Origin of the sequence: Providencia rustigianii DSM 4541 (assembly GCF_000156395.1) — a bacterium.
Classification (GTDB): domain Bacteria; phylum Pseudomonadota; class Gammaproteobacteria; order Enterobacterales; family Enterobacteriaceae; genus Providencia; species Providencia rustigianii.
Genome location: NZ_GG703817.1, coordinates 977,012 through 1,002,837 on the forward strand (window position 1 = coordinate 977,012; position 25,826 = coordinate 1,002,837).

Genomic DNA, 25,826 nt, shown 5'->3' on the forward strand with positions numbered 1-25,826 from the left:
CGTATCAAATTTTGTCAGATAAATAGTATAAAATTAAGACGGACTTTAGCGTCAATTCTGATTAGTTTTTTTGATAACTATAAAAAAAACCCTAGTTGGGGTTTTAATTGAAATAAAATGTCAACATCGATGGGATAATCACCAAACTGGCAATTCATCCTGCAAGAAAGGATTACTAATGCGTTCATGCCCTAATGTAGACATGGGACCATGACCCGGAATGAATTGATATTCGTCGCCGAGTGGCAATAGTTTATTTTTGATGGAGGAAATTAAATCCTGATGGTTTCCACGCGGAAAATCACTACGACCAACCCCACCTTTGAAGAGCACATCCCCCATAGAGATCAATTTATCCCCATGGTTCACAAAGACAATGTGACCAGGCGTATGGCCAGGGCAATGGAGAACATCAAATTTAATGTTGCCACAAGAAACACTATCCCCTTCTTCCAACCAATGGTCGGGCGTGAAGTCTGGGCAGTCTCCAATATTAAACATCGCATTTTGCTGAGCAAGATTTTCAATCCAGAAAGCATCTTCTTTTTGTGGACCATAAATAGGCACACCGAAATGCTTCGCGAGAGGTGCTGAGGCACCAATATGGTCAGAATGACCATGGGTAAGTAGAATTTTAGTTAACGTTAATCCGAGGGATTCAATCGCGTTAATGAGCTTTTCAGTTTCACCGCCGGGATCAACGATAACCGCTTCCATTGAATTGTCATCCCAAATAATATGGCAGTTTTGCATAAATGGCGTTACTGGGATAATAGTGTATTTCATCGAACAATTACTCCGTAATCTGTGTCACCTATACACAGATTACCATGTTCTGACTGGTCCTGTATCAATATGAATAAAATTGCTCTTCGGATAATAACCGACACCGCCTGCACTCATTTTTAGCGCAGCCTTACGTACATTACTGAGTTGTAAACCTTCGATATGGAAATCCATCGCTTGACCACGAGTATGGTAGCTTTGTTTTGCCACACCAGAACTCTTACGGCGAAGTTCATTATTGGTTTCTAATGAGCGATAACCTGAAATCAATTGAACAGGTTTATTGATGCCCATCATCATCTGTAATATATAGATTTGGTCAAACAATTTAGGATCGATGGTTTTTACTTTATCGCTACGATGATCACGGAAAAGGTGATTCAAGCGAGCCAGCTCCGATTTGTTATAACGGCGACCATCAAAAAATTCAGTCTTTAAAAATTCTCCAGTATGAATATTCTGGAAACGTAAAATTCTTGGTCGTGGGGTACTCATTGCAGCAAGTACATGATTTGGTAATAGGCTTAAGCCGATAGCAGCAGCACCAATTCCCAACCATTTTCTGCGGTTTTGGTCAATCATATCCATAGGTGATAACTCAGGTGTTAATCAATTCGACAAAAATACATTTCAACCTGATCAGTCTAGCAAATGATATTTGGCTTAAACGTATAATTATGTAAAGAATTGCGTAAATTAAGGAAAATTCATCACATTTATGCAAAAAGGTGAGTGAAATCACTTAAATCAATCTCAATGAGAATAATACAACAATTCGATTACATATATATAAAAGCACAAATTATTCATTTGAAAAATATAATTTATAAGAATTATTTGGAATACTTGTGAAATACAATCTTTATGAGTTCAGGGAACCGAAGTTCCCTGACGAATTAAATCATTAACGTAAAATAGTCTTGATTGCTGGAAGATACTTATCTACATTATCAATGCTACCATCGTATTGATAAATATCTGCACGATATTGCGGCTGCTGATCCTTATCTACCCATGCGGTTTGGTAATAGAGGTAGACTGGGATTCTGTCAGGAATATTCACATAACGTGTTGAACCGTCTTTTAATGCACCATCAATTCGCGTTTGAGCCCAACCTGCATCCCCTAACAAAATAGTGGCTAATTCGCTCGCTTTATTTACACGAACACATCCAGAACTGATTGCTCTAGCATTCTTGTTAAACAAGCTGTGGTTAGGCGTGTCATGCAAATAGATAGCATCCGAACTCGGCATGTTAAATTTATAACGCCCTAAAGAGTTCGTTGGCCCTGGTGCTTGTCTAATTCGATATGGGAAGTTAGCTGGACTCATATTCTCCCAATCGATGGAATAAGGATCCACTTCATAGGCATCCTGCCCCCATCCAGAATAAACTGTATACCCCTTGCGGCTAAAATAACTCGGATCGACCTTACCTTTTGGCGCGATATCTTTACGCGCTAAACTTGTTGGGACACTCCAAGGTGGGTTAATCACCACATTATTCAGTGCACTGCTCATTATAGGCGTTTTACGATCAGCTCGACCTACAATCACTTTAGAATCTAAAATGATTTCATTATTAAGATAAAAATCTAACGTATAAGCGGGAATATTAACCAAAATACCCGTTCCACTACTTTCAGGAACAATCCGTAATCGTTGAATATTTAATGCCATTAGTCCCGCTTTTTGTTTAGGCTGCATATTCAGCCAAACCCGCGTTCCACGCCCTATAACGCCATCAGCTTCTAAACCATATTGAAGCTGGAATTTTTTTACTGCTTCCACTAACTCGTCGTTATAAACACGAGCATTAGCTGTCACTTTCGCTATTTCTTCTGGTGGTGCAGATGCATCAATGGCTTCACCGATAACGGAAGCATCAAGTAGCCCATCACGCACTAAGATTTCACGCAATGTGATAACATCATCACTTGCCTGCCCCGGTTTTAGGGCTTTCGTGCTCGTGATTTCTAGTGTGTCTTCAGGCAATGTAAGCTGCTTCAGCATTTCTTTACGCATTGGCTGATACATTGTATGTTTCGGAGCTTGCGCTTTAACCCACTCAGCTAATCGATGTTCAGATATTGCATCGAGCCAAGGTTTCATTTGAGATGTTGTCGGTGCAATGATCTTATAAGGGCGGCTGGTATATAGCCAATACTGACCATTAGTATCAATAGCCGCCAGATACTGTAAATAACCCAGCATAGCGTCAGACAAAATTGCATCACGCCCCAGCTCACTCAATTGACTATTTTCTAATAACAGCAACCATTCACTAAACTGCGGCTGAAACCCCGCGAGAGCGAGTTCTGCTAATTGTTGTTGGAATTGACTAATTGCCGTTTCATCTTGCCACAGCAATTTCATCTGATTATCGGCATACACCCTGGCCAGTTGTTCAGAAAATACCAACTTGGTGTCAGCAGGTAATGATTCAGTGATTTTTGCCAAGCTGTCTTTTGGCATTACCGTTTTTACCTCATCTGCAATAACTGCTTGAGGTTGTTGAATTTCAATATTGCTTTGCTGCGCATTTTCTTGTTCAGAAAAAGCAGGAAATTGTAGTGCCATCAGCCCACATATTACTGAGACCTGCAGAGCTTTCACTCTTCTCTTTGCCATACATCCACCTTAAGTTACTACAGGAATAACATTATTTTTTATTATAGTGACTATTTGATTATATTTAATTTTGACGAGAATGTTATAGGAATAGACTAATTTTGTCTTTATCGGGAGTGAAGAGCGATTGATTCCGAAATATTCATAAACCGAGGTGAGAAATAGAATTATTCTTATTTCCGGTGAGTTACGTAATAACAAACCGATTAAATCATGACAATTGAAAATTTAACGAAATAAACAATGTTAAATAAGTTAAATTTAACGAATTAGTGACCATTAAATTGATTAATGGATAAGTTAAAATAATTAAAGGTGAACATGCACCTTTAACTATTAAAAATTCAAAATATTAATATTCTGAGTTGATCACAACTTCCTCACCAAAACGACCTGCTTTTGGTAATGGTTGATAAGAGGAGTTGGCCGCTCGAAGAATTCGGATACCGCGAATATTGAGCTCATTAGCTGCAGCAATGTCCGCATCTGCATCACCATAATAGATAGTTAGTTTATGATCACGCATCCAGCTTACTTTATTATTTTTACCTGGCTCATCCCCTGCAAAAATAACTGAATTCATTTTATCAGCAGGAATATGTAACCCTTCTTGTACATATTTGGTCACTGTTTCAGTTTTAGTCTGAGTACGACCGGTAATGAAATAAACTGCATCGCCACGCTCTAAGTGCATCTTGACTAAATCAACACCTACTTGTTTTGGCATGCTGAATTTATCCCACTCGTTATTCATTTTTTCCCAAAACTGAGGATTTTTCAGATAGCTAAAATCATTTGGTGAAAATTCAATTTTACCTCTGTAAAAACCTGGGCTAGAGAATAAAACCGTATCATCAATATCAAAACCGACTGCCATAGGTGCCTTACCCTCTAAGCTTTTTTTAATTTGCTCAATAGACACCCAATGCACTGGCTGTTGCGCGGCTAATTCAGCAACAGTCACCCCTGTACTGACTGTTTCTGGCATTGGTAGCTTAGCTTGAGAAGTTGCTGTAAAGCTCAGCGCCAATGCAATTGCGCTTAATGTCAGTGTTATTTTCTTCATAGTTGATCCTTATAATAATGTATTTTCGTGATTAACTACTCACGGAGTGTAATCATAGAGTTTTTCATTACATAAAAATGAGATTTGAATCTCATTGCAGGTCATCAACTATTGATGATACAAAAACAAAAAACCGACACAGTTTCCCATGTCGGTTTTTGTTATTTAAAGTATAAAGGGCGTTATTGAGGCAAAGCCTGTGCTACTGGCACATCTTGACCAAAACCTTTTAAACCCACTACGTGAACATGCTCCGTATTACCTGTCACCTTACGTACCAGTTTATAGGTTGTTCCTTTCTCTGGACTGATATTTTCTGGTGCTGCAATAATTAATTGCATTTCCAATCGGTCACACAGTTCGAATAACGTCGCAATAGATTTTGCATCTAAACGCGCCGCTTCATCCAAGAACAGTAAACGACATGGCGTAATATCTTTCGCACGTAATCGGCGGGATTCTTCTTCCCAGCTTTGAACAACCATCACCAAGATGGACATCCCCGTACCAATAGCTTCCCCCGTAGAGAGTGCGCCACTTTCTGCTTTCAGCCAACCATCTGAACCCCGGTTGACTTCAACATCTAACTCTAAGTAGTTACGATAATCTAACAGCTCCTCACCAATGGTCTGTGGCAAACGTTGCCCCATATCCATTTGAGGATTCAAACGCTGATACAATTTCGCCATCGCTTCAGAGAAGGTTAAACGCTGACTGGTGAACAGGTCTTGGTGCATATCGCTTTCTTCCGATAGCACACTGAGCAGCAATGCATGGCTTTCGCGAATATTGACATTCAGACGAACCCCTTTCACCTGACCAAAGGATACCGCTTGCAGACCTTGGTTTAGCATCCGAATACGGTTTTGTTCTCGCTGAATTGTTTTACGAATAATGTTCGCAACACTCTTCGAGCTAATAGCCAGTTTTTGTTCACGGGCAGTTAGCTCTTCCGTCAAGCGTGCCAACTCGATTTCCATCTGTTCGATTGCATCAATTGGGTCATCAGTACGAATAATATCTTGGCGAATACGTTCACGCAGGTGCTGATATACCGCGATAAAGAACTGAATTTTACGCTCTGGATGTTTTGGATCTTCAGATAAACGCAGTACATCGCGTAAATGTTCATTATCAGCGACCGCTAAACGTAATGCTCCGAGCGCCTTATCCGACATAGAACGTAAGCTATCACCGTCCGTATACGCTAGCTCGCGACGATGTAAACGACGCTCAACACCGTTATCTTTCACTAATCGCATTACGGCACACCAACCCGCTTTAGCAGAAACAACTTGCTCGCGGATTAGGTAATAATCTTTTTCTAACTTACGTAGGCGTTTTTGTAAATTATCCATTTCAGCTTCACATAATGTCAGCTGTTTTTCTAATTGGTTAATTCGGGTACGGTTCGCCATCACTGATTGATGCAGTTCATCACGACGAATACTTGCTCGCTCTTGTGCATCAGGATCAGCTTTGACGCCAATTTCCTGCATTTCTGCTTCAAGCTCTTTAAGCATCTCTTGTTTTGTCTCAAATGAGCTACGCAGAGAAGCAAAAACTTGATGATATTGGGTACTTTGAGCTTGATGTTGACGCAACTGTTCACGCGCACGTGTACGTTCAGCTTCGGCATGCTCTAAACGTTGACGCAGTTTTTCGTTGAGATCAGCATTTTCATTCACCATCCCCGTAGAGTCACTGTAACTATAGTGAGCTCGACGCTGAACGACTTCAACTAAAGCAAAGGCTTGCTGTTTGGCTTGCTGCTGAGTATGTTTTGCTAACTCGTAATCTTTACGTAGTTGGTCATGTTGCTCAGGGTCGCTCAATAACACAGTGACTATTGGCTCTAATTTTGCCAGATTATTACCGTATTTATTGAGGAAATGAGCCGCCTCTTCGGCTTCAGAAAGCTCTTCGCGGATCTCTTCGACTCTATCCGCCAGCGTTTCATCCATCAGTAAATTAACTTGAGGTAGTAAGCGATTGAGCGTCAATAAGCTCTCTTTACCTTGGGTAAATTGCTGACGTTGCTGTTGAGTTTGTTCTTCAAACTGAGTTAATGCACGCTCTAACTCAGTACGTCTTTGATTTAATGTGCGAATTTCTGCTTCAGGATCAGCTTCAAACGCAACAGAGATATGCTGACCAATAAAGCGGCTAAAGGCTTGGTGAGCACGCTGAATTTTTTGTACATCAAACGATAATGTCGCATAACGTTCAGATAACTCATCACGTTCTGCACTTAATGATTCCAAATGACTTTCACGTGCTGCACGGCCAAATAATGGCAGCTCAGGGTAGCGAGAATAACGCCATTGACGCTCTGATGAACGAACGAGTACCGCATTTTCAAACTCTTGAGCATCAAAAACGCTGTCATCAAAGGATTGAGGATCCCCCTCGATAAAATACACGTCATCAGGGCAATCTTGTAAGCTTTCTAGTTGGCTACGTACCACGGAAAGATCTTGCACCACGATACCATGACGAGCTGGACCATACAGTGCCGAAAAATAGGCGGCATCTTCGATGGTAATATCATCATAGATTTCAGATAGCAGCATTCCATTAAAACGCTCAGCTAATGCCAGCATTCGGCTATCTTCCGCACCACTCGGCTGGCTTAAACGTTCAATTTGCTTTTCCAGTTCGCGGCGTTGTGCAGAAACTTCATCACGTTCAACGGTGATCTCCCTTTCTTGCTCCAGAAGCTGCTGCATATACTCAGTCACTTCTGTGCTATTTTCAAAGGTTTCACCCGATTGTTCATTCAGTTGTGTGAGCGCTTCTTGCGCCATAATCCACGCTGGTGCTTTAGCGGATAACTGACTAATTCTTTGGCGAATTTGCTCTAATTCTTGACGCATTTCCATACGTCTTTCGCCACTTTCACTGACGCCAAGACTCAATTCTTCTTGTAATGCTTCTAACTCAGCCATCAGCCCGTCTAATTCATCCGGCTCATAACTTTGTCCATGACGCTTACAGAATTCATTGAGTACTTTTTCAGCATTTTTTTGGCTATCTAAGCGCTGTTGTAGTTCAGAAAGCTGCATGCGTAATGGCTGAACACGCTCAGCTAAGTGCTGTTGTGAAGACCAATCACGCAGCAAAGTGCGTGCTTGCTGATAAGCCTCTGAACGGCTAACGTCACCTACCATGGTTTTCACCAACTGATAAGCTTGTTCAAATTGACTATGAGCGGCATCAGCCACGCTCATTTTTTGTTCTAAGGCTAATAAACTTTCCGTCGCTTGCTGCTCTTTGGCTTCAAACGTTTCTAGCCATTCGTCTGCATTTTCAATTGTTAAATCAGGTAACTGACATAATTCTCGAGCACGATTTAGCGCATGTAGAGCTTGCTGATATTGAATCGCTCGGGTTTGTTGAACGTCGAGGGCTTGCTGATAATCGGCTAACTGGTTTTTCAGTTCGTCCACTTCGATTTCAGCCGCTTGAGCTCGGGTATCTAATTCTTCTTGCTTCTCAGTGGCTTCAGCTACCACTTCACTTTGTTCTTCAAGACGATATGTGAGTTCTTCAATATCGGCTTGATAACGATCGATTTTTTCTTGTTGGCGTAATGCCGCCTGCACCAGATTTAAATGGTCGCTAGCTGCCTGATAATCTGCTTCGATCTCTGTCGATGCTTCAGTCTGTTCATTCAGCTCCCGTGCCATTTCAACGCTACGCACTTGCTCAATACGCAACTGTTTTCGGCTGCTATACAGCTCACTACGGGCGGCCAATGCACTATCTAAATGAATACGACGCTCATTAGAGTGACGCATATAGTCAGCAGAAACGTAGTCTGTGGCTTCATGAATCAAGTGCTTAAATAAATCACGATCTGATTGGGTAACGCGAATGGCTTCCAGCGTTAAACGGTTTTCACGTAATGCCGCTTCCATATCTTGGAAAGCCTTACGGACCCCGCTATTTTCAGGCAATAAATAGTCACGTAATGAACGAGTTATCGCACTCGAAATACCACCGTACAGTGACGCTTCAATGAGACGATAATATTTACTACGATCTCCCGCAGAGCGTAGGCGTTTAGGCAATACACCCAGTTCAAATAATACAGAGTGATAATCGGTAATTGAGTGAAACTGTTTAAACAGGATTCCCTCTTGTTTTTCTAAGCGATCTTTTAAGTCATTCAGTGGGATGACTTTTGCCTGACGCCCTTCAAAGACTTCCGTTAAAATCTCAGTTGGAACAGTTGCTAACGGTACCCCTTGGATCATAAATGGCTTGATATCGACTTTTTTGTCACGCCCAGCAACTTGCTGTAAGCGAACTCCAACCATAACTCGCTGATGTTTAGAGTTTAGAACATCCAATACTGCATAACAGACACCCGGACGTAGTTTTCCGTGTAAGCCTTTATCTCGAGAACCTGATGTTGCCCCAGCCTCAGTGGTATTACGGAAGTGCAACAAGGTTAAGTCAGGGATCATCGCGGTGATAAATGCCGCCATGGTGGTAGATTTTCCCGCACCGTTCCCGCCTGATAGCGTGGTCACTAATTCATCAAGGTCAAAGGTTCGAGCAAAGAAACCGTTCCAATTCACTAGCGTCAATGAGCGAAATTTTCCGCGTTCAATCATTCTTGTTCATCCTCATCACTTTCAGCCAGATCTTGACTCTCTTCGGTATCTTCATCATCGCTATCACGCAGAGATAATTCTCCTTCAAGGGATACCGCTTCACCGTCACGGATCATGCGCAATTGCGCTTCCTGCGGACTGTCGCCACTGCGCACATCTGCACCAAAACGGAATACAGATTCATTAATAATAAATTTACCTGAATCATTTTGTAGGAAATAGACCATTCCCAAACGGCGTAACCGGTTTAAGGACGTTTTGAGTTTTTCCTGTAATTTTTGCTTATCAAGGTCAGAACCCGTAGAACGCTGATTCACAAATTTCAATAATTTGTTTTCATCCGCCAGTGATAAGAGCTCTTCGAAAAGCTCTTGTGACGTAAAAATACCTTGGTTGGTTAAACGTTCAGGGCTGAGATAGAGGTAGCACAGAATTTTACCCACCATCATATCCAGTTCAGAAAGTACAGAACGTGGAATCAGTGTGGTTGAGCGCGGACGTAAGTAGAAGAAACCTTCTGGAGCACGGATCAATTCAACATTATAACGTGAATAAAATTGCTCTAAGGCTTCCTGAAAATCCATTAAATATGCGTGATTATCAAGGTCATCAATACTAATGTGACGACCCGAACGCAATTGGCTATCTAGCTCGGGGAAAATAGGATTAGCTAGTGCTTGAGCCAGCTTAACTGGCATATATTGTTCAATATTTGTCGATGACATGTGCCTGTACCTTGGCTCCGTGCTCATTAATAGCTCGCCATTCTGCCGGTAATCCCGCCAGATCAGCCTCTGCGATACCTAATTTTACAGCTTGATCGATAATAATACGCGCAACATCGAAGTGACGTTTATACGGGTATTGCTTCAAGTAACTCTGTAATACGTTGCCAATGTCCAACGGTTTTTTGTCGGTTTTATAGAACGCGAGTTGCGCTTCAATTAACGCCGCCAGTTGGTCATTGAGTTCGCTAAACTCTTCAAACTCCAGATCAGGTGGAAGTTCCCCCATCACCTCTTCATCATGCAGAGACAACTCTTCATCACGCATATCAAATAACCGATCCGCATTGGTATAGGTGAGCGCCCAAGGGCTATCGAGATATTGCTGCACTGACTGACGTAAGCGTTGAGAAAATATACGGTTTTTATCCATATCAATTGCGGTACGGATAAATTTATGTACGTGGCGGTCATAACCAATCCATAAATCTATAGATTGCTGTCCCCAGCTCACGATACGGTCTAATTTATTTTGTAAATCAAAGATTAATCTATCAACCATTTCAGAGAATTGTGGCGCATTCATATTCGCCTCTTGGATACGCAGCAAGTTAGCTTGTAGCTTGTCTCCTGCTGCTTCCAAGGTATCTTGTAGCTCTCTTAACGTACCAGATGTTTCTGACAATAACTGTTCACAGTTCGCAATAGCTGCCTGCCAATCCTGATTCAATAGGGATGCAATATCTTCTTTGACGCTGTTTTGCTGCTCATCCATGATGCGCTGTGAAAGGTCAATACTGTCAAAAATTTCAGCCACTGAATATTTCAATGGTGCGAAAACATGGCGATGCCAATAGAATTCATCGCCACCTTCTTCTGCTGATTCTGCTGCTCGTTGTAGCTCTCCCGCCACAATTGATAGCTGCATAGACAGTCTTAAGGTTGAAAATTCACGCTGACGAATATAATAATCGCTGATCCCGATACCAAGGGGAGTTAGTCGATAAATCGCATTGCCTTCAACAATGTCGCTGGCAAAACGGTTGAATATTTTCTGGCGAACCATGTCATTGATGGCGTTATTCGCTCTGACAGCCAGTGATTCTGTGGTCTGCTCGAAACCTTTACAGACTTCACGAAATGCATCCACCAGCTCCCCTTCACTCATTTCACCATTGACCCGCTCACTGTTAAGAACAGCAACCGCTAGCAAAAAAGCTAAGCGTTCTGCAGGTAGGGAAATCGCAAAATCATTTTTTCGTGCCCAAGACACGAGTTCAGGGACGGTCTGGGAAAAATCACTCATAAATCGTCCTTTTGTGTTTGTTTGCGTGCCATGACATGAATATATCGTCCCATGCTGATATAGGGTTCTTCACGACAATATTGTTGTTCTAGCGCTAATAACGCTGGAAAATCTTTTTGTTGTAATTGTCTACTTTGCAAATAGTCATGAAACACTCGAACACCACTTTTGCCTAAAATGTCCATACCACAGCCGATTAGCCACTCATCAACCTGCACAGGGAAAAGTGGGTTTTGTGGCGACAACGAGCGTTTGCGGCGACGTTGAATATGGGGAGTTGCAAGATGGAAATTACCTAAAATTGCATTGCGCATCACCAAGCCATTTGCATTATAGAACATGACAGAAAATATGCCCTCTGGTCTGATTATATCTGCCAGTTGCTCTAATGCATATTTTTGATCGCTAATCCATTCAAGAACCGCGTGAAAAAGTACAAAATCGACGGGTTTATCGAGATGTTGAGCAATATCTTGTACGGCACAATGAATGAAGCTGATATTCTCGCTAATTCCTTGCTCATCAGCAAGTACCGATGCCCGTTCCAGCATTTCTTCGGATAAATCGCAAAGAATAACTTGATGACCCATTGCAGCAAGTTTTCGAGAAAAATGCCCTTCACCACCACCCGCATCTAATATACGTAAGCGTTGCCCTTGAAAATGAGTTTCAAGTAACTGGCTAATATCTTGCCAAACCACCGCTTCACGGATTTTCCCTTTTGTCGTTCCATAAATATTTTTTGCAAATTTATCGACAATATCATCAAAGTTGCGGTCTGCCATGGGCTATCCAATTACCTATAATTTGTTATCTACATCTCATCAGCCGATTAATCATCCTACATTATCAAAAATCAATTCCTTCTCATCATGATGACGATGAAAATAGTTCAAACTGGGAATTGGTCCACAAAATGAATAATGTTTATTCCGAAGAAAATCAGATGATCAAGGCGGCGATTATAACAGATAATCGCCCTGTTTTTGCATAGTACTTTATTTTGCATAGCATTTTATTACTGATGCGACTACATTTTACCAAACGACTTTCAATACCTTTGATACGGGTACTTTTATGCTATTTCTACTCAAAAAATATATTGGCTCCCTCTTGATGCCATTGCCGTTACTTTTAATCATCGGGATAATTGGGTTAATTTTACTGTGGCTTACCCGTTGGCAAAAAAGTGGCAAAACCTTGGTCACCGCCAGCTTATTGATGATTGCGTTACTCGGCTTGCAACCTATTTCTGACCGATTACTTGCCCCCGTTGAAAGTCAGTATAATAAACGTTATGAGCTAATCACCGATAACCCACCCTCTGATGTTAAATACATTGTCGTTCTCGGGGGCGGTTTTACTTATAATCCTGATTGGAGCCCAAGCTCTAACTTACTCAGTAATAGCCTGCCACGCGTGACTGAAGGTGTTCGTTTATATTTACAGCATCCAGGAAGTAAGTTGATCTTTACTGGTGGGAAAGCCAGTAGCTCAAAAAGTAGTGCAGAAGTCGCCGCGATGGTTGCACAATCATTGGGGGTCCCAGCACAAGATACCCTTCCATTGACCGAGCCAAAAGATACCCAAGAAGAAGCTTTTGAGGTGGAAAAAATTATTGGTAAACAGCCATTCTTATTGGTAACGTCAGCAAACCACTTGCCTAGGGCATTAAAAATGTTTACTAGCCGAGGAATGCAACCCTACCCAGCTCCCGCCAACCAATTGGTCATCACTAGTGAGATCAATCCTTGGGAACGCTATATTCCTTCTTCTTTCTATTTTAGTCACAGTGAACGCGCATGGTACGAACTACTCGGTTCAATTTGGTGGCATATCAAACCCGACAATATTCAACCTCTTGATGAAGATACCGCTGAATAAAAAGCAAAAAAGGTGTAGCTCATTGAGTTACACCTTTATTTTAATTTTACTGAAGCAGAATATTATGCCTGAAATTGCTGTCTGACTATTTCTAAGTCCTCAGGGGTATCAACTCCCGCACCTGGTGCTTTTTCAGCAACTGCAACATGGATTTTCTCCCCATACCACAGTACTCGCAACTGTTCTAACATCTCTATTTTTTCTAATGGGCTAGCTTCCCACCCAATATAGCGACGAATAAAACCTGCACGATATGCATAAATACCAATATGACGTAAGAAAGTATCGCCAATGGTCTCTTTACTCACGGCAAATTGGTCTCTATTCCAAGGAATAGTTGCGCGAGAAAAATACAGGGCATAGCCGTCTTTATCCATCACAACTTTCACCGCATTCGGGTTAAAAGCTTCTTTGGCGTCATGAATTGGTACCGCAAGTGTACCCATATTGGCTTTGCTACCCTGAAGATTTTGTGCAACTTGGCGAATTATTTCTGGCGGAATCAATGGCTCATCACCTTGGACGTTAACAATAATTTCATCGTCAGCAAAACCATAGGTATCGATAACTTCCGCTAGTCGCTCAGTTCCAGATTGGTGATCGGGATTCGTCATACAAGCTTCACCACCCGCTTTAATGACAGCTTTAGCAACATCAGGATGGTCTGTCGCAATGATCACTCGACTTGCTCCTGATTTAATCGCTTGCTCCATCACTCGCACAACCATCGGTTTACCATGAATATCCGCTAGAGGTTTACCGGGTAGGCGTGTTGAAGAGTAACGAGCAGGAATTATGACGGTAAACATGTTATTACTGTCCTTCGTCTAGAGCGATTTTACGAGCTTCATTCTCTAATAAGACAGGGATCCCATCGCGAATTGGGTAGGCGAGATGATCAAATTTGCAGATTAGTTCGAGATTTTCTTTGTTGTAACTTAGCTTGCCATGGCATGCAGGACAGGCAACGATTTCAAGTAAACGGTGATCCATGCTTTCTCCCAAATGGATTTAAACTCACTTGGCGTCAGGATATCACATGCAGATATCACCGTTAACTCTAATCTTGCACTATTAAGATCTCCTGCGGAAGATGAGAGAATAAGGTGCAGGAGAAATAGTTCTGTTAATTATTTAATTAGAAAGTAATAACGTCTCTTGCCGTTATACCATCTGAATTACGAGTAACAGAGAACTCGACGTTTTGGCCTTCGGATAGTGATTTGATTTTTTTGTTCGCAAGTGATTTAGTTGTCACGAAAATATCATCGCCACCATTGCACGGTGAAATAAAACCGTAACCTTCTTTTGCGTCAAACCATTTAACTCGACCCATATGTAATTGAAAATTCATGTTGAAACTCCTTCTCGTTCCGAGAACAATATTTTTATATTTGTATCATTACTCTCTACTTGTTACCCCATTTAATATTGCCGATCTATTAACACAATTAAGAGTAATTAACTTAACCAATCTATGCATGAAATAATTATGCATATTATATAACGACCCAAGTATGGATTTTAGACACCACACAACAACCGTAAACTTAACAGTCTATTTTGACATTATGATGACAATACAATAGTAGTATAAGTAGGTATTGCGAGGATAAGTGACTAACTCAAGAACGGGTCGTAAAAGTACAGTTAGTAATAATCCATTTATTAATGTATTGCAACTTGATACATAATAAGTGGATCAGCATCACATTGCGGGTATTATTATCTGAAATAAATCTGGAAAGCAAGCGTTTTTATTTCAGATAAGTGATTTTATTTCACTTAATATTCTTTTTTCGCCAAATTGTTCCAATTTTGCATCCACTGGAAGATACCACCAATTACTTTGGGCAAAAGATTGGCATTTCACTGCATCCTTTTCCGTCATAAGTAAATTATGGGAGTCGTCAGCTAAACTTATCAATTGCTGTTGACTATAAGGTTGATGGTCAGAAAAAGCATAGGTACGAACTAAAGAAATACCTTTGTCAGCCAAAGAGGTAAAAAAACGAGGTGGATGTCCAATACCAGCCATGGCGATAACTGAATGCAACTCCTGAACCGAACGCTTCTCTCCAGTGAGTAAATTGACCGCGACATTTCCGTGAAGAGACATTAAGATTTCATTTTCTTGTGGAACCCCACCATTGACGATTAAAGCATCAACAGTTTCTAATCGACCCGCTCTTTCACGCATCGGACCCGCGGGTAGCCACCATCCATTTCCAAAGCGACGTTGCCCATCAATAACCACAATTTCATAATCACGCTGCAAGGCGTAATGTTGAAGACCATCATCAGTGATGATGATATCTAACTGAAAATTACTGATTAGTGCTTTGATAGCATCACTACGCTTAGGTGCAACGGCGACAGGAACTTTCGTGCGATGATAAATCAATACGGGCTCATCACCTGCAGCTTCAGTTGTTGTATCATGCTTAAGGATCAGAGGATAATTTTCTGATTTTCCGCCATACCCGCGAGATACTACACCAACGCGAATACCCTGCTGAGTTAATGACTCTACAAGCCAAATCACCACAGGGGTTTTACCATTTCCCCCTGCAGTTAAGTTGCCTACCACAACGACTGGGATAGGCGCTTTCCATGAACGAAATAATCCAGTTTTATAGCCAACATGCCTTATTTTCGTGATCAATCCATATAGGAAAGATAACGGCAGAAGCAAGATATATAGCCATGATTTACCGGACCAAATTCGTTCAATCATTCTTAAATTGGATCCTATGTAACTGAGCGTAAGCACCATTTTCCGCTAATAGCATTGCATGGGTGCCTCGTTCAATAATATGACCATCTTGAACTACAAGAATTTCATCCGCATTCTCAATCGTTGATAAACGGTGAGCAATGACCAGTGAGGTTCTATTTTTCTGCAATTCATTCAATGCAGCTTGAATAGCACGTTCAGATTCGGTATCCAATGCTGAGGTTGCTTCATCCAAAATTAGAATTGGAGCATCACGTAATAATGCGCGAGCAATCGCAATACGCTGGCGCTGACCACCAGATAGCATCACACCGTTTTCACCAATAACCGTATCTAGCCCATTGTCTAATTTGCTAATAAAGTCCATGGCATACGCCATTTCAGCCGCTTTTTCAATTTCTTCTCGGCTATAGCGTCCACCCGTTGCATAAGCAATATTATTTGCGATGGTGTCATTAAATAAGTAAACGTGCTGTGAAACGAGAGCGACTTGGCTACGCAGAGATTCTAACGTGTAATCGCGAATATCATGACCATCAATACGGATACTGCCTTTATCGATATCATAGAAACGCGTAATTAGATTCGCAATTGTTGATTTACCTGAGCCAGAGCGCCCTACTAAAGCGACTGATTTTCCTGCCGGTAAAGTGAATGACACATTTTCTAATGCAGGGTGTTCCTTAGTTGCATAAGTGAAGGTCACAGAATCAAATTCAATATCGCCTTTAACATCACTCAGTACTTTAGTGCCCTCATCTTTCTCTTTTTCGGTATCTAAAATAGCAAACAAGGTTTGGCAAGCGGCCATGCCACGCTGGAATTGAGCATTCACGTTAGTCAGTGACTTTAATGGACGCATCAAAGCAAACATAGAAGAGAAAACCACACCGATAGTACCCGGAGTCAACGTATCCATAATTTCAGGAAAACTTGCGGCATATAACACAAAAGCTAAAGCCAATGAGGCAATCATTTGAACAATAGGATCAGAGATAGCAGATGCGCTGACCATTTTCATATTTTGGCGACGCATATGATTACTGACTTTATCAAAGCGTTCAGTTTCTACTTTCTGGCCACCAAAAATTAAGACTTCTTTGTGGCCTTTTAGCATCTGCTCTGCACTCGTCGTTACCTGTCCCATGCCTGTTTGCATGTTTTTACTGATTCGACGAAAACGCTTAGATACTATTCTGATCGCAATTGATACCACTGGAGCAATCACAATTAAAATAAGCGACAGTTGCCAGCTATAGTAAAACATCAAACTAAATAAACCGATGATATAGGCACCTTCACGGATAATTGTGATCAACGCACCCGATGCAGAAGAAGCAACTTGTTCTGAGTCATAGGTAATACGAGACAATAGAGTCCCTGTAGACTGCTGGTCAAAATAACTCACCGGCATTCCCATCATATGACCAAACAATTTACGGCGCATGCTCATAACCACTTTCCCGGAAACCCAAGAAACACAATAGGTTGAGACAAAGCTTGAAGCACCACGGACCACCATCAAGCCTAAGATTGCAATTGGTAGCCATTTTAACGTGTCATTATCTGCTTTACCAAAGCCTTCATCTAATAATGGTTTCAATAAGGAAATCATAAACGCATCACCAGCAGCGTTAATGATAAGAGCGATTGCAGCGACAATTAATCCCGCTTTAAAAGGGGCTATGGTTGGCCATAAGCGGCTAAATGTTTGTTTTGTAGAAAGGTCTTTATCATTCATTCTTTTATTACCAGACTTAATGTAAGCGCACTATTCTACTAGGGAAATGGCCGATCGCCAAACCACAGATGATACCAACGGGGATGTATTTCCTGCCTATATCGTAGAATTTCCATTTTTTCTTTTTTAAAACAAATTGTTATCTGACCAACTTCTGCTGTATTTAACCATTTAATATTGTCATTAGTATAGCGGAAGTAAACTTTGTCTGAGGGTATTTTCCATGGGCTATACCGCGCAGAGGAGACTAACGCTATCCGTGGTTTTACTGTTCTAAGTAATAATGCGGTTGAGGATGTATTACTACCATGGTGAGGTGCAAGCAATATATCAGAAGCTAATTGATGTTGATATTGCGCGACAAGGGCTTTTTCCCCTTCTTTCTCTATATCTCCTGTTAGCAATATCCGTTGATATCCATCATCAAGTTGAATCACGCAAGAATCATTATTATGGGACTCAATTGATAATTTTTCTGGCCACAGGACATCAAATTTCAGTTTTCCCCATTTCCAGCTCTGCCCTTGATAGCAAGGTAAATGCTGATTCTCACCAAAACTACTTCGAATATTTACCCATGGATATTGCTGAGTAAGATCATCTACTCCCCCAGTATGATCTAAATGGTTATGACTTAATATTATTCCTACAGGGGTAATTTGGTGATATTTAACATAGGGGATAATCTGTCGTTTTCCATTGCTTCCCCCTTGCCAACGATTTCCTGTGTCATACAGTATTGCTAATTCCCCTTGTCGAATAACAACAGCTAAACCATGCCCCACATCAAGTAACGTCAAACACCAATCATGAGATTCATGTTTACTCGCCGTTTTATTCGTAAATAACAAAGCCACGATGCAGCTTAACAGCCCAATGTAATTTTTATGCCAATGAAATAAAATCGCGAATAGTAATCCCCAAAATAAAAAAATCACATACCAAGAAATCGAATTAATCTCTAGCCAGTACCCTTCCAAGAATATTAATGGTCGTAAACTAAACACAAGAACTTCATCAATGAGTTGAAAAGCCAACTCTTGCCAATAATTTATTGGCAAGAGAAATAAGCTAAAAATTGTCGGGACAACAATCCATGTCACAATAGGAACAAACCATAAATTGGCAAATAGGCTCATCAAATTAATACCGCCAAACAATAAAACCTGGATAGGTATCAATAAAATCAATAAGCCAACTTGTAAATGCAATAAAGGTGCAATTTTGCCAATGAATGGGCGATAACGAATATTATCAGACAGTGGGAAAATTTTAATCCAGTATAAAATGGCTAATACAGCAAAACTCGATAACCAAAAACTATCCGAAAGAATAGCTAGTGGGTCAATCAACAAAATAAAAGCAACACTCCATAATGCCCATTGCCATGGGAAGCAATAAAATGGCTGCTGCCGAATGTACGCCCATAGCAATAATGCAAGAAAAGCCCGAGTCGCTGGAATAGCAAAGTCAGAAATCCACGCATACAAAAATGCAAAGAGTAGTCCAGAGATCATCGGGATATTTTCATTAATCCATTTTGCCGGAAAAAAATATTGTGCCAACCAAATAAATCGATATCCGATCAGATACGCAATACCAATATGTAAACCAGATATTGCAATCAAATGAGTTAGCCCCGTATTCTGTAATAACTGAGAATGCCCTTCCGTCAATAATCCCCTTTCACCAAACATCAATGCATAAATAATGCCCGCATTAGCGAGAAAATGTAATTTATCACTAAAATGATTTATTACATTTTGTCGTAAAGAACATTGAGGATTTACTAGCTCTAATTGTTGACCTTTTAATGAGCCAATTATCCTCTGAGATAGCAGGTAACGCTGCTGATTAAAACCTCCCTCATTAAGAGAAGAGTGCAGTGGATTCAATTTTCCATTAATTAGCCAGCGCTGCCCTGCACATACTGATATAGAAGAGTTTCCCTTCCATTTCCACGTTGCATACAACGGTGGAAAGACCCTTTTACCTTCAATTTTATCAATACTAACTGTGAATTTTTTTTCTGACGTATTGACAGGAATACTGACAATAGTAATTTGTAATAGATGTGAAGTTCCAGAAAGAGATTCTATTTTTCTCCTTATGTCTTCACCATGCCAGCATCCCCACGAAAAGCTAATAACCACGACTACACACAAGCGAATAAATTTGTTTCCCCGGATAAATAGCACAATCATAAATAGCATAATGATTACGGCAATATTGTTTGTAATATGGGGTAGTTGAGGAATAAACAATAATGGTAATACTCCCCCAATAATTGCCAGTGCCACCTCTGAGTAAGACAGTATTATTTGATTCTTTCGCGTTAACCAACCTTTATTCATTGTCGACTCGTTCCCTTCGTGCTCTATTTTTATAGGGTAACGACAGCATTGATGTTTATACATTCGGAACAAAAGCTACTGTGTAGCTGTTTCCAAAGTCAGTGAGTGTTTTGCTGTTTAGCAAAAATAAATTGTGAAGCTGCTCGTAAAACAGACTATTTGTTGGCAAATGACGAGAGGAAAAATGGTTGGGATGAGTGAGAAAAGAGTCAGTAAAGGGATCAAAGTAAGCGTAAGATTGACATAAAAAAACAGCGCTATATGAAACATAAGCGCTGTTTTGTCGTAATAATTAAGATTTACAGTCGATTATTGACCGTAAATATTTACACGGTCACGTAATTCTTTACCCGGTTTGAAGTGGGGAACGTATTTACCTTCCAGTTCCACTTTATCACCAGTTTTTGGATTACGGCCAACACGCGGAGCACGGTAGTGAAGAGAAAAACTGCCGAATCCACGGACTTCAATACGCTCGCCACTAGCCAGCGTATCAGCCATATGCTCAAGTATTTCCTTTACAGCTTCCTCAACGGTTTTCGCTGAAAGATGAGACTGCTGGCTAGCCAGTCTTTCAATTAACTCAGACTTGGTCATAGTACCTCCCTAAACTACCGTCACAAAGGGGTAACCGAAGTTACCCCCACTTAATTATTCGCCTTTAGCTGCTTTGAAAGCTTCAGCCATTGCATTGTTACCAAATGCAGTATCTTCTTGTTTGTTCACAGCTGCGACAGCATCTTTTTCATCAGATTCATCTTTAGCACGAACAGACAGGTTGATTACACGGTTTTTACGATCAACACCTGTGTATTTAGCTTCAACATCATCACCAACGTTCAGAACCAGAGTTGCATCTTCAACACGGTCACGTGAAGCTTCTGATGCACGCAGGTAACCTTCAACGCCCAGAGTCAGCTCTACAGTTGCACCTTTAGCATCAACTGCGATTACTTTACCAGTAACGATTGCACCTTTCTTGGTTGCTGCCAGGTAGTTGTTGAATGGATCTTCAGCTAACTGTTTAACGCCCAGAGAAATACGCTCACGCTCTGCGTCGACTTGCAGAACAACAGCTGCGATTTCGTCGCCTTTCTTGTATTCACGAACTGCTTCTTCGCCTGTAACGTTCCAGGAGATGTCAGATAAGTGAACCAGGCCATCGATGCCGCCGTCCAGACCAATGAAGATACCGAAGTCAGTGATTGACTTGATTTTACCTTCAACGCGGTCACCTTTGTTGTGAGTCTCAGCGAATTGCTGCCATGGGTTAGATTTGCATTGTTTCAGGCCTAAAGAGATACGACGACGTTCTTCATCGATATCCAGAACCATAACTTCTACAACATCACCAACGTTAACAACTTTAGATGGGTGGATGTTTTTGTTAGTCCAATCCATTTCTGAAACGTGTACCAGACCTTCAACGCCTTCTTCGATTTCCACGAAGCAGCCGTAATCAGTCAGGTTAGTAACGCGACCAGTCAGTTTAGTACCTTCTGGATAACGTTTAGCGATTGCGACCCAAGGATCTTCGCCCAGTTGTTTCAGACCCAGAGAAACACGAGTGCGTTCACGGTCGAATTTCAGAACTTTAACATTGATTTCATCACCAACGTTGACGATTTCGCTTGGGTGTTTAACACGTTTCCAAGCCATGTCAGTGATGTGCAGCAGGCCGTCAACACCGCCCAGATCAACGAATGCACCGTAGTCAGTAAGGTTCTTAACGATACCTTTAACTTCCATGCCTTCTTGCAGGTTTTCCAGCAGTTGATCGCGCTCAGCGCTGCTTTCAGATTCAATTACAGCACGACGAGAAACAACAACGTTGTTGCGTTTCTGATCCAGCTTGATTACTTTGAACTCAAGCTCTTTGCCTTCCAAGTGAGTAGTATCACGAACTGGGCGTACATCTACCAGTGAACCTGGTAAGAACGCACGAATGCCGTTCAGTTCTACAGTGAAACCACCTTTAACTTTACCGTTGATAACACCAGTAACAGTTTCAGCTTCTTCGTAAGCTTTTTCCAGCATCAGCCATGCTTCATGACGTTTAGCTTTCTCACGAGACAGAATAGTTTCACCGAAACCATCTTCTACTGCATCCAGCGCTACATCGATTTCGTCGCCAACTTGGATTTCTAGCTCACCCTGAGCATTTTTGAACTGTTCTACTGGGATAGCAGATTCTGATTTAAGACCTGCGTCTACCAGTACTACGTCTTTATCGATAGCAACTACTGTACCGCGTACAATAGAACCAGGACGAGTTTCAATATTCTGCAGGGATTCTTCAAAGAGTTGAGCAAAAGATTCAGTCATATTAATGATCTTCAAGTGTTTTTAATTAACGTCCACATAGCTTCCCGCCAAATGGGGTTGTTTCACATACCCAACAACATTCCATGTCATAAGGTTTTAGCCATGCTAGAAAAATAACCAGCATGGAGGTAATTGCGTATATTATCTAATTATAAGCCAAAATACAGCCTATTATTGCGATAATTGTAGAATTTTTTTAGCGTAGGTGCGTGCTTTTTCAATAACTTCCTCAATAGACATACTTGTCGAGTCCAGCACTAACGCGTCTTTCGCAGCAACTAAGGGGGCCACTGAACGGTTACGATCTCGATAGTCACGTTCTTGTATTTCAGCTAAAAGTCGCTCGAAATTAACATCAAATCCTTTTTCTTGTAGCTGCTTCATCCTGCGATGAGCGCGCTCTTCAGCCGAAGCATCCAGAAAAATTTTCACTGGTGCGTCAGGAAAAACGACTGTTCCCATATCACGACCATCGGCAATCAATCCTGGAAGAGTTCTAAATGCGCGCTGACGTCTTAATAACGCTTCTCTCACTCGAGGGAAAGTGGCAGTTTGTGAGGCTGTATTTCCGACTGTTTCGGTTCTAATTTCGTTAGAAACATCTTCCCCTTCAAGAATGACTTTTAAACTATTTTCTTCAGGGACAAAGCGCACGTCCAAATTTGCAGCTAAAGGTACTAATGCATCTTCGGATTGGATATCAACATGATGATGCAAAGCCGCTAATGCTAAAACGCGATAAATTGCACCAGAGTCTAATAATTGCCATCCAAATTCATTTGCTAATGCTTGGCAAAGTGTACCTTTGCCTGCTCCGCTAGGTCCATCAACGGTAATTACAGGGGCGATTGCCACCATAAAAAAGTCTCCTTTTCTGCAAATAGCCTTAGCTACCCGCAATTAAAATCTGTGGGGACATTATACCTACTCATCGATTTTGTGAAATAAGCAGGTTGATATGTTAGAAATAAAAATAGTAGAGATTGAGAGAAAATACAGAAAGGATTTCGATGGTTAATATATGCCTGTCGTACACCAACCATCGAATAACAAATTAACTTAAACGCGCTAATTGCTGAAAATAGTCAGGGAATGTCTTAGCCGTACAACCCGGATCAAGGATTGTTACTGGAGTATCTGACAATGCAACTAATGAAAAACACATCGCAATCCGGTGATCATTATAGGTTTCGATGTCTGCATGCTTAAGATGTTTAGGTGGAACAATGCGAATAAAATCATAACCCTCTTCAACTTCAGCACCTACTTTACGTAGTTCAGTTGCCATGGCATAGAGCCTGTCAGTTTCTTTCACACGCCAGTTGTATATATTGCGGATCACCGTTTCGCCTTTCGCAAATAAAGCCACAGTCCCAATAGTCATCGCTGCATCAGGAATAGTATTCATATCCATGTCGATACCGTGAAGCGTATCGCGCTCACATTCAACATAGTCATCCCCCCAGCGAATTATTGCGCCCATTTTTTCTAGAACATTAGCGAATTTGGTATCACCTTGTAAGCTGTTACGGCCAATACCCGTGACGCGAACCACACCACCTTTAATTGCAGCGGCAGCTAAAAAATAAGATGCTGAAGAGGCATCCCCCTCAACAAGGTATTCCCCTGGAGATTGATACTGTTGCTGACCTTTAATAATAAATTTCTGATATTGTTGATTATCGACGTCTACACCAAATGTTTTCATCAGTGCTAACGTGATGTCGATATAAGGCTTCGAGACTAAATCACCCACAATAGTAATGACCGTATCTTGTTGCGCTAATGGCGCAGCCATGAGCAACGCCGTTAAAAACTGGCTAGAGACAGAGCCGTCTACCGAAATTTCGCCCCCCATAAAACCGCCTCTTAAACGCATTGGCGGATAATTTTCTTGCTCAAGGTATTCAATATGAGCACCACCTTCTCTTAAAGCATCAACGAGATGCCCAATGGGGCGCTCTTTCATTCGGGGTTCACCCGTTAAGATAATATTATTGTTACTCAACGACAGTGCAGCTGTTAATGGGCGCATCGCCGTTCCTGCATTACCTAAAAAAATTTCAAGTTCGCCTTGATGAAATAAACAGCCATTAATCCCTTCCACACGACAGCGGGTTTTATCATCCGATAACTGAAAACTAACACCCAACTGGCTTAATGCATTCAGCATATGGCGAATATCATCACTGTCTAACAAGTTAGTGAGTACCGTCGTTCCTTTAGCCATAGCTGCTAATAAAAGTGCGCGGTTGGATACACTTTTTGACCCTGGCAGGTTAATCGTGCCATTAATTGAAGAAATTGGTTGTAATGTCAGGGATTGCATAAAAAGTGTTTTCTCCGATGTGATTTCCGACTGTTCTCATTATTTAATTCGTTTTGATTGGAACTAGGGGAACCGATCAGCCCATCCTGAGCTGATCGGTTTTTGGTACTTGGTACTTAATAATTGGTACTTAATATTTTTATGCGTGATGACGCTCAAACTCAGCCATAAAATCGACCAATGCCTGAACACCCGCTAGTGGCATCGCATTATAAATGGATGCACGCATCCCACCAGATACTTTGTGGCCTTTTAATGATAAAAGACCTTGATTCTTAGCATCCTCGATAAACGTCGCATCCAATTCAGGATTTTGCATTTGGAACGGAACGTTCATCCAAGAGCGATTTTCTACCGCTACACGGTTAATATAAAATTCGCTATCATCAATTGCGCTATATAGTAATTGAGATTTTTCATAATTGCGTTTTGCCATCTCTTGCAACCCGCCCTGCTCTTTAAGCCATTTGAAAACCATACCCGCTAAATACCACGCAAATGTCGGTGGTGTATTAAACATAGACTCATATTGAGCTAATACTGTGTAATCAAATACTGATGGTGTTTGAGTCCATGCTTTGCCCAATAGGTCTTCACGGATGATCACTATCGTTAAGCCCGCAGGACCAATGTTTTTCTGTGCGCCCGCATAGATAACACCATAACGGCTAACATCAATAGGCTTTGATAAGATTGATGAAGAATAGTCTGCGACGACAATTTTATCTGCGGGGAAATTTGGCTCTTCATGAATAGCCAAGCCACCAATGGTTTCATTTGGGCAGTAGTGAATATAGGCTGCATCTTTACTTAATGGCCATTCACTCATTGGCTTAATACTTAAAACACCGTTATCATCTTGAATCACATCAATAATATTTGGAGTACAGTATTTTTGAGCCTCTTTCGCCGCTGATTCTGACCAATAGCCACTAACAACATAGTCCGCTGTTGTTTTATCGCCTAATAGATTCATGGGTAAAGTCGCAAAGTGAGCTCGTGCACCACCATGACAGAATAAAACCTTATAGTTATCTGGAATATTCAATAAGTCGCGTAAATCTTGTTCTGCTTCTTTCGCTACTGCAATGAAATCTTTTCCACGATGGCTCACTTCCATCACAGAAACACCCAGACCTTTCCAATTACATAATTCTTGTTCTGCACGACGCATGACTTCAACAGGTAGCATTGCTGGACCTGCGCTGAAATTATAGACCTGACTCATTGACCTTACCTACCTTAAATTTTGTTAGTTAACATCACTCAGATACTTAAAGTTGTATCATCACGAGTCCTCAGCTGCAATGGTTATTACG

20 protein-coding genes are annotated in these 25,826 nt (G+C 41.2%); 1 reads left to right on the plus strand and 19 read right to left on the minus strand.

Features of this window, described 5'->3' with window-relative positions:
• Positions 1–138: 138 nt before the first annotated feature.
• From PROVRUST_RS04700 to cmoM, 8 genes are all read right to left on the minus strand, one after another.
• Positions 139–786: an MBL fold metallo-hydrolase gene (locus PROVRUST_RS04700; protein WP_006813566.1), complete on the minus strand. Its 648-nt coding sequence runs from the start codon at positions 784–786 to the stop codon at positions 139–141.
• 39 nt (positions 787–825) lie between these two features.
• Positions 826–1,374, minus strand: a complete 549-nt coding sequence (mepK, locus tag PROVRUST_RS04705) for a peptidoglycan L,D-endopeptidase MepK (protein ID WP_006813567.1) — start codon at positions 1,372–1,374, stop codon at positions 826–828.
• 316 nt (positions 1,375–1,690) lie between these two features.
• Positions 1,691–3,418, minus strand: coding sequence for a L,D-transpeptidase (ldtD, locus tag PROVRUST_RS04710; protein WP_006813568.1), 1,728 nt, complete (start codon positions 3,416–3,418; stop codon positions 1,691–1,693).
• Between the two features lie 352 nt (positions 3,419–3,770).
• Complete coding sequence (aphA, locus tag PROVRUST_RS04715; RefSeq protein ID WP_006813569.1) at positions 3,771–4,484, minus strand: acid phosphatase AphA; 714 nt, start codon at positions 4,482–4,484, stop codon at positions 3,771–3,773.
• 182 nt (positions 4,485–4,666) lie between these two features.
• Positions 4,667–9,106 (minus strand): chromosome partition protein MukB, encoded by a 4,440-nt coding sequence (gene mukB / locus PROVRUST_RS04720; RefSeq protein WP_006813570.1) that lies wholly within the window; start codon positions 9,104–9,106, stop codon positions 4,667–4,669.
• Entirely contained in the window at positions 9,103–9,831 is a 729-nt protein-coding gene (gene mukE, locus PROVRUST_RS04725) for a chromosome partition protein MukE (RefSeq protein ID WP_006813571.1), read from the minus strand. Before mukE ends, mukB begins: the two co-directional genes overlap by 4 nt.
• A complete protein-coding gene (mukF, locus tag PROVRUST_RS04730) occupies positions 9,812–11,137 on the minus strand; it encodes a chromosome partition protein MukF (RefSeq protein ID WP_006813572.1) in 1,326 nt (441 codons plus the stop codon). The genes mukE and mukF overlap by 20 nt, the downstream gene beginning before the upstream one ends.
• Positions 11,134–11,922: a tRNA uridine 5-oxyacetic acid(34) methyltransferase CmoM gene (cmoM, locus tag PROVRUST_RS04735; protein ID WP_006813573.1), complete on the minus strand. Its 789-nt coding sequence runs from the start codon at positions 11,920–11,922 to the stop codon at positions 11,134–11,136. Before cmoM ends, mukF begins: the two co-directional genes overlap by 4 nt.
• 292 nt (positions 11,923–12,214) lie before the next feature.
• Between cmoM and elyC the strand changes: the two genes are divergently transcribed.
• Positions 12,215–13,021 carry an envelope biogenesis factor ElyC gene (gene elyC / locus PROVRUST_RS04740; protein ID WP_006813574.1) on the plus strand — a complete coding sequence of 269 codons (807 nt, stop codon included), beginning with the start codon at positions 12,215–12,217 and terminating at the stop codon, positions 13,019–13,021.
• Positions 13,022–13,083: 62 nt separating this feature from the next.
• Here the strand turns inward: elyC and kdsB are convergent, their stop codons facing one another.
• The 11 genes from kdsB to serC form a co-directional block, all read right to left on the minus strand.
• Complete coding sequence (kdsB, locus tag PROVRUST_RS04745; RefSeq protein ID WP_006813575.1) at positions 13,084–13,830, minus strand: 3-deoxy-manno-octulosonate cytidylyltransferase; 747 nt, start codon at positions 13,828–13,830, stop codon at positions 13,084–13,086.
• Positions 13,831–13,834: 4 nt separating this feature from the next.
• A complete protein-coding gene (locus PROVRUST_RS04750) occupies positions 13,835–14,014 on the minus strand; it encodes a Trm112 family protein (protein WP_006813576.1) in 180 nt (59 codons plus the stop codon).
• 145 nt (positions 14,015–14,159) lie between these two features.
• Complete coding sequence (locus PROVRUST_RS04755) at positions 14,160–14,375, minus strand: cold-shock protein (RefSeq protein WP_006813577.1); 216 nt, start codon at positions 14,373–14,375, stop codon at positions 14,160–14,162.
• Positions 14,376–14,783: 408 nt separating this feature from the next.
• Entirely contained in the window at positions 14,784–15,758 is a 975-nt protein-coding gene (gene lpxK, locus PROVRUST_RS04760; RefSeq protein WP_006813579.1) for a tetraacyldisaccharide 4'-kinase, read from the minus strand.
• Positions 15,751–17,499, minus strand: coding sequence for a lipid A ABC transporter ATP-binding protein/permease MsbA (msbA, locus tag PROVRUST_RS04765; RefSeq protein WP_006813580.1), 1,749 nt, complete (start codon positions 17,497–17,499; stop codon positions 15,751–15,753). The genes lpxK and msbA overlap by 8 nt, the downstream gene beginning before the upstream one ends.
• 38 nt (positions 17,500–17,537) lie before the next feature.
• Positions 17,538–19,853, minus strand: a complete 2,316-nt coding sequence (locus tag PROVRUST_RS04770) for a DNA internalization-related competence protein ComEC/Rec2 (protein ID WP_071599534.1) — start codon at positions 19,851–19,853, stop codon at positions 17,538–17,540.
• Between the two features lie 309 nt (positions 19,854–20,162).
• Positions 20,163–20,450 carry an integration host factor subunit beta gene (gene ihfB / locus PROVRUST_RS04775; RefSeq protein ID WP_006813582.1) on the minus strand — a complete coding sequence of 96 codons (288 nt, stop codon included), beginning with the start codon at positions 20,448–20,450 and terminating at the stop codon, positions 20,163–20,165.
• A 54-nt stretch (positions 20,451–20,504) separates the two neighbouring features.
• Positions 20,505–22,178, minus strand: a complete 1,674-nt coding sequence (gene rpsA / locus PROVRUST_RS04780) for a 30S ribosomal protein S1 (protein WP_006813583.1) — start codon at positions 22,176–22,178, stop codon at positions 20,505–20,507.
• 171 nt (positions 22,179–22,349) lie between these two features.
• Positions 22,350–23,036: a (d)CMP kinase gene (cmk, locus tag PROVRUST_RS04785; protein ID WP_006813584.1), complete on the minus strand. Its 687-nt coding sequence runs from the start codon at positions 23,034–23,036 to the stop codon at positions 22,350–22,352.
• A 196-nt stretch (positions 23,037–23,232) separates the two neighbouring features.
• On the minus strand, positions 23,233–24,507 hold the full coding sequence (gene aroA / locus PROVRUST_RS04790) for a 3-phosphoshikimate 1-carboxyvinyltransferase (RefSeq protein ID WP_006813585.1): 1,275 nt from the start codon (positions 24,505–24,507) through the stop codon (positions 23,233–23,235).
• A 139-nt stretch (positions 24,508–24,646) separates the two neighbouring features.
• Positions 24,647–25,735, minus strand: a complete 1,089-nt coding sequence (gene serC / locus PROVRUST_RS04795) for a 3-phosphoserine/phosphohydroxythreonine transaminase (protein WP_006813586.1) — start codon at positions 25,733–25,735, stop codon at positions 24,647–24,649.
• Positions 25,736–25,826 lie beyond the last annotated feature (91 nt).

Coding starts and splice junctions, on each gene's coding strand:
- ihfB (WP_006813582.1), bottom strand. CDS start 20,450: ATGACCAAGTCTGAGTTAATTGAAAGACTGGCTAGCCAGCAGTCTCAT.
- cmoM (WP_006813573.1), bottom strand. CDS start 11,922: ATGGCAGACCGCAACTTTGATGATATTGTCGATAAATTTGCAAAAAAT.
- mukB (WP_006813570.1), bottom strand. CDS start 9,106: ATGATTGAACGCGGAAAATTTCGCTCATTGACGCTAGTGAATTGGAAC.
- msbA (WP_006813580.1), bottom strand. CDS start 17,499: ATGAATGATAAAGACCTTTCTACAAAACAAACATTTAGCCGCTTATGG.
- PROVRUST_RS04750 (WP_006813576.1), bottom strand. CDS start 14,014: ATGGATCACCGTTTACTTGAAATCGTTGCCTGTCCTGCATGCCATGGC.
- PROVRUST_RS04700 (WP_006813566.1), bottom strand. CDS start 786: ATGAAATACACTATTATCCCAGTAACGCCATTTATGCAAAACTGCCAT.
- PROVRUST_RS04770 (WP_071599534.1), bottom strand. CDS start 19,853: ATGAATAAAGGTTGGTTAACGCGAAAGAATCAAATAATACTGTCTTAC.
- mukE (WP_006813571.1), bottom strand. CDS start 9,831: ATGTCATCGACAAATATTGAACAATATATGCCAGTTAAGCTGGCTCAA.
- aphA (WP_006813569.1), bottom strand. CDS start 4,484: ATGAAGAAAATAACACTGACATTAAGCGCAATTGCATTGGCGCTGAGC.
- lpxK (WP_006813579.1), bottom strand. CDS start 15,758: ATGATTGAACGAATTTGGTCCGGTAAATCATGGCTATATATCTTGCTT.
- rpsA (WP_006813583.1), bottom strand. CDS start 22,178: ATGACTGAATCTTTTGCTCAACTCTTTGAAGAATCCCTGCAGAATATT.
- kdsB (WP_006813575.1), bottom strand. CDS start 13,830: ATGTTTACCGTCATAATTCCTGCTCGTTACTCTTCAACACGCCTACCC.
- aroA (WP_006813585.1), bottom strand. CDS start 24,507: ATGCAATCCCTGACATTACAACCAATTTCTTCAATTAATGGCACGATT.
- mukF (WP_006813572.1), bottom strand. CDS start 11,137: ATGAGTGATTTTTCCCAGACCGTCCCTGAACTCGTGTCTTGGGCACGA.
- elyC (WP_006813574.1), top strand. CDS start 12,215: ATGCTATTTCTACTCAAAAAATATATTGGCTCCCTCTTGATGCCATTG.
- PROVRUST_RS04755 (WP_006813577.1), bottom strand. CDS start 14,375: ATGAATTTTCAATTACATATGGGTCGAGTTAAATGGTTTGACGCAAAA.
- ldtD (WP_006813568.1), bottom strand. CDS start 3,418: ATGGCAAAGAGAAGAGTGAAAGCTCTGCAGGTCTCAGTAATATGTGGG.
- cmk (WP_006813584.1), bottom strand. CDS start 23,036: ATGGTGGCAATCGCCCCTGTAATTACCGTTGATGGACCTAGCGGAGCA.
- serC (WP_006813586.1), bottom strand. CDS start 25,735: ATGAGTCAGGTCTATAATTTCAGCGCAGGTCCAGCAATGCTACCTGTT.
- mepK (WP_006813567.1), bottom strand. CDS start 1,374: ATGGATATGATTGACCAAAACCGCAGAAAATGGTTGGGAATTGGTGCT.